We start from the raw sequence: 12,312 nt of genomic DNA, 5'->3' as shown, positions 1-12,312 counted from the left end.
CAATTAATAGAAAGTTTTGGCATGCAAGTAGAAATCAAAAATATTATTCAGATAGATAACCAGACAGAGACAATCCGCGAAGTTCATGACTGTCAGCTGGGCCAAAAAAATGGGATGGCTTATATTTTGTATCAAAACACAGATAAAGAGCGGGTTTTACTGAAGTACAAAGAACAAGAACTGCTAATGGTTCGTTATTCAGAGCCCAGAACGATTATGAGCTTTCAAGAAGACCGTCTAACGGCTGCTCAAATACCGACTCCCTTGGGACTACAGAAATTGACAGTCGAAACGACTCGTCTCTTCATTCAGCCTGAAAATCAGTATATTGCTGCTGATTATGTTCTGAAACAGGCAGAAACGGAAGATGTTTTTGCTCGTTATCAGCTGACTGTCAGCTGGTATTAAGTTTTTTAGAAGCTGACGCATGATTAAAAGTGAGAAAGAAAGAGGAAAGAAATGACTGCAAACTCAACTGAAAAATTGGCAGAGGCTCTCTTAGACTGCCTGGGCGGTTCCGCTAATATTAAGGATGTCCGCTACTGCAGCACCCGCCTGCGTTTTCGGCTGAAAAAAACGAGCAGAGCTGACAGCGACCGTCTTAAGATGACATCAGGTATTGCAGCTGCGGTAGAGAGTAACGGCCAGTACCAGCTTGTTCTTGTTCATTACAAAACAAAGGACGTTTATGATGCCCTAACAGGCAATGGTCTTAAAGGTGTTGGTATGGTAGATGCACAGGATGCTTGGATAAATTAGATTTTTTGAATAGATTGAATCGGACCGCTCGAAAAAGACAGTTCAGCTGACCTGTTTTCGAGCGGTTTTTGCATTTGTTTATTTTTGAAACAAAAGCAGTCTGTTTAAGAATAAGAAAAGAGAAAACTGTTTCAAATCAAGACAGTTTATTTTTTATTTGGCTTACCTAAAAAGGGCGAAAATATTATGATTAATTTGTTAAGCGCTTACATATCAAAATAAATAACTCGAGGTGTCCTTATGACAATACAAATGATTCTTGCTCTGGGGATTTTGCTTCTGATGATTGTGATGATCATGTCAGATAAATTCGCCTTTGGAGCGCCGCCCGTTTTCGCCTGTCTCCTTCTGGTTGTAACCGGTCTGGCTACTGTTCAGGAGGCTTTTGCAGGTTTTATTAACTCGACGGTTGTTATGATTGCCGGCTTTATGGTTGTCATGGCCGGACTGATGAAAACCAGTTTAATCAGCAGAGTGCAGGCTACTATATTGAATTTAGTGAGTAAGGGAGGGTATAAGAGCTATGTTCTCCTGGTTCTGGTTGTTATGCTGGGAGCCAGTCTGGTGGGGACCGGAGCAACCGGCTACTATGTTCTGATTTTATCTTTAGTAGCTACTATTCCTTACAGTAAAAAACTGCCGACTTCTAAACTGATGATGCCCCTAGGATTTGCTACCAATCACCCGCTGTTTCCTCTTAATGTCGCTTTGACTTACGGTGTAACGGTGAGCGTTTTACAGGCAGCCGGTTACAACGAAACCCTGTCAACCGGTCGCTTTGCTCTTGCCAATGCCTTTCTTTCTCTTGGCTATCTGCTCTGGGCTGTGATAGGCTACCGCTTTCTGCCGGATCATCCGGTAAGAGAAGTTGCCACTGAGGACGAGCAGGAGCAGTCTATCAGCCAAAATGATCTCCCTGCCTGGAAAGAGTATGTCACAATTCTTGCTTTTGCGGTCAGTGTTGTTGGTATGATGATGCTCAACACTCTAGGAGAAGTTGCCTATATTGTTCCTGCTTTGGCGGCCTCTGTTTTGCTCTTCATCGATGTCCTTGATTTTAAAGAAGTCCGAGATAATATGGCAGGGCCGATTGTTCTGATGACTGCCGGTGTTATCGGTGTGGCTGATGCTTTGGGTAATACGGGCTTTACCGCTATGATCGGTGAGGCAGTAGCAAAAGCAGTAGGCGGACAGATTAATCCTTTTATCTTCATTTTCCTTTTTGCCTTGTTAACCAGTACCAGCGCGACTTTTACAGGTTCTAACATGGGCTCTGTTTATATTTTTGCCCCAATCGCCATTGCTTCCGGTATCAGTCTGGGAATCAATCCGGCTGCGGTCGCAACAGCTGTTGTTGTCTCCGGCTGGAATGGCGGCTATATGCCAATTGATGGGATGCCGGCTATGATTTTAGGTATGGGTAGTTATAAACTGACTGATTTTTGGAAATTTTCCGTTCCTATGTACTTTGTCCGGCTGGTTGCCCTGTGTATCGGTGCAATGATTATGTTCCCTTAGCCGCAGACAGCTGACGCTCTTCCATCTGTCTTAAAAAATAAATCGGCCGCCAGTTTAAAGTCAGTCCCTTTAGTCAGCCTGATACCTTAATCCATTTTTAAGTAGCGCCAAAGAGTTGTCCGGCTGATCCCCAGTTCTTTAGCTGTTTTTGACTGGTTGTGATTATTTTTTTCTAAGGTTGCAAGGATAATCTCCTTATCATAGTCAAATAAGGTCTTGCTTGGCTGCTTTGCTGATTCGATCAGCTTGCTGCCGCTGGAGCTTCTGCTTCGCCTTTTTTCCTGCCGAAGAATCTCCAGAACCTGATGCTCAGAAATATAGTAGTGGTGAGTGCTTAAGATTAATTTTTTTAGGACCTGTTCCAGCTGGTTAAAGTTTCTTGGCCAGTCATAGGCCAGCAGCGCCTCCATTGCTCGAGGCTGAAAACCGATAACTTCCCTGTTGCATTTAATATTGAGCTTATTCAGTAAGAGAGTAAGAAGACTTGAGAGTTCATTTCTTCTTTCGCTGACCGATGGGGAATAGAGACTGCTGCAGTCCAAGTGTGTCATAATTCGGTTGAAGATGTATTCGTTATGATCGTTGCTCTTTGTGTTATAGGTAAATAGCAGATTGTTTCTCTGCAGCAGTTTTGTGCTGTCAATAACTGTTAACAGCTTTTCGAGATTGGTGGCAGTAAGCTGCTCGACATTTTTGAAGAGCAGCGTGTTTTCTTCCTCCACCAGGGGGCCGTTAGCGGAATTGAGCAGATATTTCCAAGTTCTTTCATCAATCAGTTTGGAATTGATAACAATCAGATGCTGGTTGAACTGTCTTTGCTGCAGGAAAGCCGTATAAGCAAGACTGGTTTTAGCTGTTCCGTTCTCTCCAAAAATAATCATGACGCTGTAATGGGCCGTCAGTGTATCAATCAGCTGCCGTGATTTTTCTTGGATAAATGATGTGAAAAGCAGATGGCTGTTTATCTCTTTTTCAATATCTTCTTTATCAAAATACTGGACGCCAAAGCTATTTCGGATAATCGGCGGTGTGCTTTTTCTGATATCACAGAAATAATAGGTCTCATTTTCAAGTTCAAACGGCTGCATTCCAATACGGTAGAGGTTGTTGTTAAATGTATGATAAAAAATTTTTGATGGGCTGTCTTTGCTTTTTGACCGTAAAAAATCGCGTATAGAATCAGCCAGTGTCTGATTAATGTTGGAGTAAACCGTCTGCAGGTCATCATCAACAATCAGAGCTTTAGCTGTTTGCTCTTTGAAATAAGCCGTCAGCAGTTTATTTTGCTTTTTGATATGCTGGGTATCTCTGAGAGTCATAAGAGCCTGCTGGAAGGCATGTTTAATACTTTCTGTACCGGATGTCACCAGTATAGTGTTCAGTGATTTTTGGATAGCTGTTTTATTGGTGATGGCATCACACAATATCATGCTGTAACCCTGAGCTTTTAAATCTTCCAAAATGGCGGAGGTATCCGCTGAATCTGTTAAGGTGATGATTTTGATATGGTACTGCAGGATATCGCAAATCAGATGAGCAGGTTCTGTAATACTGGCATAGCCGACAATAGCGAGATGATCCGTATAATTTTTGGCTAATTCAATGGCGCCTAGAATATCATAGAGAGAAATAGCGATATCAAAGACAGGAATAGGGACGGTATCGCGGATTAAATGGGCTGTTCCACCGCGGGAAATAACGGCATCATAGTCCTTGGGATAAAGTTTTTGCGCTAATTCCTTTCCCTGCAGCAAATCCGCAGTAAATACATCGATTTCCAAGTCGGTAAATTCTTTGCTGACAGCTTCCATCGCATGTTTGAGTTCTTCATAGGGGGCTATCCCCAGTAGTTTAAATTTAGGCATGGCGCGACCTCTCTTTTGTTTCATATACAAACGATTTTAACGCATTTTTGTCTGTGATTCAGGCCTTTTTGAGAAAACGTTTCAAAATTAAACACTTTCCTGCTTTTCTCGGCTTATGGATTTTTATCATTGTTTATAGAATAAAAAATAACAATAGGGAAGGAGACAGCCGAATGCTGAAACTATTAATCATTGCTGATGATTTTACAGGTGCTTTAGATACTGGAGTCCAATTTTCTGATCAAGGGATTGAAACCTTAGTGACTACTAACAAAGATATTGATTTTCATTCACTGGCGCCGGATTTGGAAGTTTTGGTGATTGACAGTGAAAGCCGCTACCTCTCCTTTGAAGCCTCTTATACACTTATCAGCTCTATCATTCAAAAAGCTAAAAGTCATGGGGTAGCTTATATATACAAAAAAGTGGATTCCGCACTAAGAGGGAATATCAGCAGTGAACTTAAAGCTTTGGCCGACCAGTTCCCAGATGAAAAAATTGCCTTTGTGCCGGCTTTTCCTGCTATCGACCGAATCGTCAAAAATGGGGAGCTTTTAATAGACGGAAGGCCGGTAGCAGAAAGTGTCTTTGCCAGTGACCCTTACGAGCCGGTCACTGAAAGCAATATTGCTAAAAGACTGCAGGAGGAAGCCTCACTTGCTTCTGTTCTGTGCAGCAAAGAAAGCCCTTCTTTCGGTGCAGCGGCAGAACAGATTCTTCTTTTTGACAGCGAAACCGATGATGACTTACGAGTTATTGCGCAGCATTTGGCTCAGCAGACATTATTAAAACTAAGTGTCGGCTGTGCCGGTTTTGCCAAATATCTGCCGGCTCAGTTATTCCCGCAGAAAAAAAGGCAAAGATACACAATAGACTTTCCTTTGCTCGTTATTTCCGGATCGGTTAATCCCATCACCCACAGGCAGATTGACTATGCAGAAAAACAGCAGGCTGCCCGTTTTTCCTTACAGACTGCCCAGCTGACTGCTGAGGACTTTTGGGACAGTCGGCAGGGACAGGATTTGTTAGGGCGCTACTTAGTAGCAATCAAAAAGCATGATTTAGCCGTTTTTGAGACGCTGAATGCGGCAGCATTGTCAGACTTTTCGGATAAGGATGAAAAAGAAAAAATTCAGCCCGCCTTTCGATTCCAAATTGGTCGTTCATTAGGAAAAATTGCTAAATATTTTTTAGAAAAAAAGCTGGAACGCACCTTATTTTTTATCGGAGGGGATACCTTATTTCAGTCGATGCAGGTTTTGGGTTTGGATGAGATTCAGCCTTTATCCGAGCTTTACCCTGGTGTGGTGCTGTCCCTCATTGTCTGGCAGGGACAAAAAATTCAGCTCATTACAAAATCCGGAGGTTTTGGTCAGCCGGATTTATTAGAAAAACTTAACCAATCAATTATTGATAAGGAGGAGATGTAAGTGTTAACGGATTATAGTTTGAAAATGCCTAAAAATATTTATGCAGGATCGCATGCCTTGGAGCAGATAGCTACTATTCTTCCGACCGGTCTGAAAAAGGTTGCTTTTTTTACAGATAAAGGAATTTTACAAGCTAACCTGCTGACAATTCCTCAGGCTGTTTTGGACGAAGCCGGTCTGGCCTATGAAATTTTTGCCGACATTCCTGCAGAACCTGACTACCATCAAGCACAGGCGATAGTTGATCAATTTAAAGCAGCAGATGCAGATTTTATCATCGCTATTGGAGGCGGAAGTGTCATGGATGTGGCTAAACTTGCCTCAATTTTGGCAGCAGGTGATTATCAGGTAAAAGATTTGCTGGATAATCCTTTGCTGGCAAAAAAACAGCTGCCTGTTCTGATGATACCGACGACCGCAGGGACCGGTTCGGAAGCAACACCCAACAGTATTGTGGGAGTACCTGAGCAGGAATTAAAAATTGGGATTGTCAATCCTGAAATGATTGCTGACTATGTTATTTTAGACGGCCGTCTGCTTAAAAATCTGCCGCAGCCGATTGCTGCTGCAACAGGGGTAGATGCCTTATGCCATGCCATTGAATGCTTTACATCAACAAAACGCAATCCATTCAGCAATACTTTTGCTTTGGAAGCTTTTGATTTGATATTTAATAACATTATTGAAGCCTGCACCAATCCCGAAGCGCTGCCGGCTAAAAACAAGATGCTTTTAGGCTCCTTTTATGCCGGTGTCGCTATCACTGCCTCCGGGACAACAGGTATTCATGCCTTATCTTATCCTTTAGGAGGCAAATATCATATCGCTCACGGTGTCTCAAATGCGATTTTACTGATGCCTGTTATGCGTTTTAATGAACCCGTTATTAAAGACTACTTTGCTCAGGCTTATGATCGGGCCGTTCATGATGGCCAGCAGCATTTATCTGTGGATGAGAAATCTCAGTATATTTTAGCGCAGTTTGAACAGATTGTGACGGAGCTGAACATTCCGACCAGTTTAAAAACCTTCAATGTTCCTGAAACGGATTTGGAAGATTTAGTGGCTGCAGGTATGCAGGTTAAACGGTTGTTGGTCAATAATATGCGGGAAATCAAACCTGAAGATGCCCGTGCTATTTACAAGCAAGTTCTTTGAAGTGAATTGAACACGGCCTAAGCTCTTTGCAAAAAAGACAAAACTTCCTAGAAACTGAAGTTTCTTCGTCAGTTTTCCTATTTTTACTTTGCGTTCTTAACGGCCTTTGTATCTTGTTAATTGAACACGGCCTAAATGCTGCGTAAAAAAGATAAAATTTCCTAGAGTCTTAGCGACTCTTCGCCAATTTTCCTATTTTTACTTTGCGTTCTTAACGGCCTTTGTATCTTGTTAATTGAACACGGCCTAAGAGCTGTGCAAAAAAGATAGACTTCCCTTGAGTCTTTGGTGACTCAGCGGTCAGTCTCCTATTTTTGCTTTGCTCTTTTAACGGCCTTTGTATCTTGTTAATTGAACTTGGCCTAAAATCCTAGTGAAAAAGATGGCTGTCATCGTGATGCAAGCATCACTTGCCATCCCCTATTTTCATACGGATTTTTAACCGGCCTTTGTATCTTGGTGGAACTGAACACGGCCTAAGAGCTGTGCAAAAAAGATAGACTTCCCTTGAGTCTTTGGTGACTCAGCGGTCAGTCTCCTATTTTTGCTTTGCTCTTTTAACGGCCTTTGTATCTTGTTATAAGGAGGAAGTTATGGTTGCGATTAAGGGAATTATTACTCCAATTATTACCCCGATGCTGGCTGATGAAAGTGTCAACTATGATGAGCTGCGCAGGCAGATTGACCGTTTGATTGCTCAAGGGATTCATGGCATCTTTGTTTTTGGAACAAACGGTGAGGGTTATATTTTATCAGAAGAGGAAAAGATAGAGATTATGCAGATTGCTGTTGAGCAGACTGCCGGACGTGTCCCTGTCTATGCCGGAACCGGCTTGATTGGCACAAAAGATACGATTCGTCTGTCTCAAAAAGCAGAGGAAATCGGTGTAGACGTTTTGTCCGTCATCACTCCGTCCTTTGCAGCAGCATCTCAAAATGAACTGTATGATCATTATAAAGCAGTTGCCGAAAGTGTTCGCTTGCCCATTGTTCTCTATAATATTCCGGCACGTACAGGAAATGCTTTAGCACCGGCTACTGTTGAGCGTCTCAGTCATATTGAAAATATTGTTGGTGTTAAAGATTCCAGCGGTAATTTTGATACTATTTTGCAGTATATTGAGAGAACCCGCTGGCGGGAAGAATTTGCTGTTCTATCGGGTAACGATTCATTGATTCTTTGGACCTTGATGGCAGGAGGAGTAGGTGGGATTGCCGGCTGCTCAAACATTTATCCTTTTACAATGGCAGAAATTTATAATGCTTATACAACAGGGGATTTCGAGCAAGCCAGATTCCATCAGGATTCTATTCGATCATTTAGAAACTGTTTCCGCTTTGGCAACCCTAATACCATTGTTAAATATGCGGCAGCCGAATTAGGCTATCCGGTAGGAAAGTGCCGTGCTCCTTTCAATCAGCTGTCAGAAGAAGGACTTACGGCTTTGCGTCAGGTTCTAGATGAAAATAAGGCTAAGGGCATGGAAAGCTGAACATGACTCAATTTTCATGCTGAGTTTTAACCGGCCTTTGTATCTTGGTGGAACTGAACACGGCCTAAGCTCTTTGCAAAAAAGACAAAACTTCCTAGAAACTGAAGTTTCTTCGTCAGTTTTCCTATTTTTGCTGTGAACTTTATACGGCCTTTGTATCTTGGTGAAGGAGTGGAGTGGATGAAAAAAATTATTGGAATTACTTTAGGTGATCCTGCTGGAATTGGTCCGGAGATTTCTTTAAAAGCATTTGGCAAAGCAGAACTTTATGAGCGCTGCTGTCCTTTGCTTGTTGGTGATAAGTCGGTACTTGATTATTATTTAGAAAAGCATCCTGAGCTGGATTTAAAGGTTCATGTTGTTAATGATCCAAAAGATGGGATTTATCAGCTTGGGACCGTTGATTTGATTGATTTGGATAAGATTGATATGTCTGAATTCAAAATCGGTCATGTTTCAGCAAGTGGGGGCGATGCAGCATTTTGCTATGTCAAAAAAGTTATTGAATTGGCTCTTGCAAAAGCAGTGGATGCTACAGTGACCAATCCTCTAAATAAGGAAGCCCTTAATCTAAGCGGGCATCATTATGCCGGGCATACCGAAATTTATGCTGATTTAACAGGAACAGATAAATATACTATGCTGCTTGCAGATGGTAATTTGCGTGTTGTCCATGTTTCTACTCATGTTTCTTTACGTGAGGCGTGTGACAGGGCGACAAAGGAGAGGGTGCTGGATGTTATCCGGATAGCAGACAAGGCCTGTCATGATTTAGGAATCTCTAACCCGCGTATTGCGGTAGCAGGTCTTAATCCGCATTGCGGTGAAAATGGATTGTTTGGACGCGAAGAAATTGAAGAAATTAATCCGGCTGTTGAAGCTGCACAAGCAGAAGGAATAAATGTTTACGGCTCATTGCCGGCCGATACCTTATTTTCCAAAGCAAATGGAGGCCTGTACGATATGGTCGTTGCTATGTATCATGACCAGGGCCATATTCCGCTGAAATTATTGGGTTTTGTATATGATCAGCAAAAAGCCGGTTGGAAAGCTGTTCAAGGGGTTAATATTACACTTGGTCTGCCGATTATCAGAACATCAGTTGATCATGGCACAGCTTTTGACCAAGCCGATAAGTGGACAGCCAGCGAATTGAGTCTGGAAAATGCCATTGATTATGCTATCCGTCTGGCAGAACATTCATAAAAAGGTTGGCGCTGCTGGAACAGATAACCATCGTGCTGGTATCACTTCAGCATAGCTTTTGTATCTTGCTAATTGAACACGGCCTAAACGCTGTGTAAAAAAGATAAAATTTCCTAGAGTCTTAGCGACTCTTCGTCAATTTTCCTATTTTTACTTTGCGTTCTTAACGGCCTTTGTATCTTGTTAATTGAACACGGCCTAAACGCTGCGGGAAAAAGATAGCCTGACCTTGAATCTTTTTGGATTCAGCGGTCAGTCTCCTATTTTCCTTTTGCGTTCTTAACGGCCTTTGTATCTTGTTGGAGGAGGGGAGTTATGATAATTGATCGTGCTGAACGTTTGGAATACTATCAGCCTATTTTACCTAAAATTAAAGACGCTTTAGCTGTGTTAGAAGCTCATAAAGATGATTGGGAAGCAGGAGTGTCCTATTCTTTTTCCGGAGGCAGGCTTTTTTTCCAAAAAGGCCGGACAAAACCGTTAGAACTTTCACAGTTTGAAGCCCATCGGAAATTTATCGATGTCCAGTTCGTTTTGGAGGGAGCCGAGTATGTTGCACTGGAAGACTTAACGGAGTTGTCTATCGCCCTTCCTTATCAGCAGGAAAAGGATGTTGAAAAATATGAGGGGTCAGTCCGCCATTACATGAAGATCACAGAGGGTATGGCCTACGTTTGTTTTCCATGGGACGCTCATCGGGCAGTTTTCCATACAGATGAGGAGCTGACATTTACTAAGGCTGTGGTTAAATTAGCAGTAGAAGAGAGGAGAGAAGAATGACAACTACATTACCTCAAATACGTGTTGATACCCCGGATGGTGTGCTTTATCATGATCGCTATTTAAATGTTGATTTTGCTTTGCTGCCGACTGGCGGTAAAGCAACTGCTCACGCCCCTACACTGATGGAAACAAAAGACGGAGGGCTTCTATGTGCTTGGTTCGCAGGAAGCTTTGAAGGAAGCGGTGATATTTCAATTGCCGTATCAAAATATCAGCCTGACCAACAACTATGGTCTTCACCGCAAATTGTTTCTCAAGGTCAAGGCCGCAGTGAACAGAATCCAGCTTTCTTTCGGGCACCAGATGGTCAAATATGGCTGATTTACACATCGCAGCTCAGCCGTCAGGAAGGTAAGGATAATATGCAGTTTACTTCAGTCATCATGGTGCAGAAATCTAGTGATGAAGGTCTTACTTGGGGAGATGCTCAGGTTCTTTTTCCAGAGCAGGGGACTTTTTCCCGACAAACGATTCAGATTTTAAGCAACGGCCGCTGGCTTTTTTCAACATGGCTTTGTGAAGATTCAGCAGATGGACTGACCAATGATCCGACTGAATTTCGACTATCAGAAGATGCCGGAAAAACATGGAAACGCGTACCAATGCCTGAAAGTAACGGTCGGGTTCATGCCAATGTTGTTGAGGACGAAAGAGGACACCTGCTGGCTTTTATGCGCAGCCGCTTTGCCGACAATATCTATGTCAGTGAATCTTATGACTATGGCGATTCTTGGAGCAGTCCGCACAAAACTGTCCTGCCCAATAATAATGCCAGCATCAGTGCTATCAAACTGCAGTCGGGAGAGATTGCTCTTGCTTACAATCCCAACAGTGCCGCTAATCCGGAATTTGGTAAAGTTGCCTGGCCGGGACTGCGGCATCCTGTTGCTGTGTCCTTGTCGGAAGATTTTGGCAAGACCTGGCCGCTGGGCAGAATTTTTGAACCAGCAGAAGGATATATTGGTGCAGAAAATAAGACCAATAATTCTCAGTATGAATATCCGACATTGTATCAAAGTCAAGATGGTATGCTGCATCTGGTTTATGCCTATAAAAACCGTTTGTGTATTAAATACCTCCGTTTTCACTTAAGCGATCTTTTAGGAGATAAGCGGGAGAGTGAAGGGCTTTACAACCCAACCTCGGGTCAGGGTGTTGAAAAATAAAATTTAAAATTTCGGTCTTTCTGTTTCATTTTTATTTTAAAGTAAGCACTTGCCAAGACGAAAGATTTTTTGCTATAATGAATTTACATCAAGGGAGTAGCAGACGGTTTTTACCGTGGATCCGGTCGTCATTACGAAAGAAATTTCCGGCTGGACCTTAAACAGCGAGACTTGTTTAGCAAACAGGTCTCTTTTTGTTTTAAAAAAAGCTTGGTGAACTGAACACGGCCTAAGAGCTGTGCAAAAAAGATAGCCTGTCCTAGAGTCTTGAGGCTCTTCGTCCAGTCTCCTATTTTTGCTTTGCTCTTTTAACGGCCTTTGTATCTTGGTGAACTGAACACGGCCTAAAATCCTAGTGAAAAAGATGCCTGCCATCGTGATGCCAGCATCACTTGTCAGTCCCTATTTTCATACGGATTTTTATACGGCCTTTGTATCTTGATGAATTGAACACGGCCTAAACGCTGTGTAAAAAAGATAGACTTCCCTAGAGTCTTTAATGACTCAGCGGTCAGTCTCCTATTTTTACTTTGCGTTCTTAACGGCCTTTGTATCTTAATTTAAGTCTAGTGGTAAAAAGTCAAGATAAAGTTGTCAAAACTTTAGTTAACTTTCAGTAAACTAGGGTGCACTAAAAACACCTAGCGAAAAATGACATTTTTCACTAGCTTGACCAAGGACATGTGCAGATACTAGCTATCTTGCATAGGCCTCCTTGGTGGCGTATAGAGTTGGCGGTTGCGTAGTAGCGCATCCACCAGACGCACAAATTTTCTAGCGGTTAAGACGATGGCTCGTTTGTGTTGGTGTTTAGGAACTTCTTGATACTTCTTCTTGTAAAAGGCTTTGTATTCGTCATCATAGCGCCTCACCGAGTTGGCGGCTTCAACTAAGTAATAACGGAGATAGCGATTGCCTCGTTTGACAAGGTCAG

General features: G+C 42.5%; 10 protein-coding genes and 1 pseudogene. 9 read left to right on the top strand and 2 right to left on the bottom strand.

All coding sequences use genetic code 11. The features are described from left to right. Nucleotides 1–21: 21 nt before the first annotated feature. The 3 genes from AB3329_RS08350 (at nt 22) to AB3329_RS08340 (ending at nt 2,277) form a co-directional block, all read left to right on the top strand. Nucleotides 22–408 carry a YwiB family protein gene (locus tag AB3329_RS08350; RefSeq protein ID WP_368395464.1) on the top strand — a complete coding sequence of 129 codons (387 nt, stop codon included), beginning with the start codon at nt 22–24 and terminating at the stop codon, nt 406–408. A gap of 51 nt (nt 409–459) precedes the next feature. Beyond that, nucleotides 460–759: a PTS sugar transporter subunit IIB gene (locus tag AB3329_RS08345; protein WP_368395463.1), complete on the top strand. Its 300-nt coding sequence runs from the start codon at nt 460–462 to the stop codon at nt 757–759. 240 nt (nt 760–999) lie between these two features. Next, nucleotides 1,000–2,277, top strand: coding sequence for an SLC13 family permease (locus tag AB3329_RS08340; protein ID WP_368395462.1), 1,278 nt, complete (start codon nt 1,000–1,002; stop codon nt 2,275–2,277). Nucleotides 2,278–2,363: 86 nt separating this feature from the next. Here the strand turns inward: AB3329_RS08340 and AB3329_RS08335 are convergent, their stop codons facing one another. After that, on the bottom strand, nt 2,364–4,142 hold the full coding sequence (locus tag AB3329_RS08335; RefSeq protein WP_368395460.1) for a PrpR N-terminal domain-containing protein: 1,779 nt from the start codon (nt 4,140–4,142) through the stop codon (nt 2,364–2,366). Nucleotides 4,143–4,315: 173 nt separating this feature from the next. Between AB3329_RS08335 and AB3329_RS08330 the strand changes: the two genes are divergently transcribed. From AB3329_RS08330 to AB3329_RS08305, 6 genes are all read left to right on the top strand, one after another. Continuing rightward, entirely contained in the window at nt 4,316–5,572 is a 1,257-nt protein-coding gene (locus AB3329_RS08330; protein WP_368395459.1) for a four-carbon acid sugar kinase family protein, read from the top strand. After that, nucleotides 5,573–6,730: an iron-containing alcohol dehydrogenase gene (locus tag AB3329_RS08325; RefSeq protein WP_368395458.1), complete on the top strand. Its 1,158-nt coding sequence runs from the start codon at nt 5,573–5,575 to the stop codon at nt 6,728–6,730. It abuts the gene before it with no gap. 593 nt (nt 6,731–7,323) lie between these two features. Next, on the top strand, nt 7,324–8,223 hold the full coding sequence (gene dapA, locus AB3329_RS08320; protein ID WP_368395457.1) for a 4-hydroxy-tetrahydrodipicolinate synthase: 900 nt from the start codon (nt 7,324–7,326) through the stop codon (nt 8,221–8,223). Nucleotides 8,224–8,403: 180 nt separating this feature from the next. Next, complete coding sequence (pdxA, locus tag AB3329_RS08315) at nt 8,404–9,429, top strand: 4-hydroxythreonine-4-phosphate dehydrogenase PdxA (protein ID WP_368395455.1); 1,026 nt, start codon at nt 8,404–8,406, stop codon at nt 9,427–9,429. A 315-nt stretch (nt 9,430–9,744) separates the two neighbouring features. After that, entirely contained in the window at nt 9,745–10,209 is a 465-nt protein-coding gene (locus tag AB3329_RS08310; protein WP_368395454.1) for a NanQ anomerase/TabA/YiaL family protein, read from the top strand. Then, nucleotides 10,206–11,378, top strand: coding sequence for a sialidase family protein (locus AB3329_RS08305; protein ID WP_368395453.1), 1,173 nt, complete (start codon nt 10,206–10,208; stop codon nt 11,376–11,378). Before AB3329_RS08310 ends, AB3329_RS08305 begins: the two co-directional genes overlap by 4 nt. Before the next feature lie 692 nt (nt 11,379–12,070). Here the strand turns inward: AB3329_RS08305 and AB3329_RS08300 are convergent. Then, nucleotides 12,071–12,312, bottom strand: a pseudogene (locus AB3329_RS08300) (IS110 family transposase); the annotation flags it as partial.

This window comes from Streptococcus huangxiaojuni (assembly GCF_040930515.1).
GTDB classification, from domain to species: Bacteria; Bacillota; Bacilli; order Lactobacillales; family Streptococcaceae; genus Streptococcus; species Streptococcus huangxiaojuni.
The sequence above is the reverse complement of the archived record's forward strand: the minus strand, read 5'-3'. Positions and strand labels throughout refer to the sequence as shown.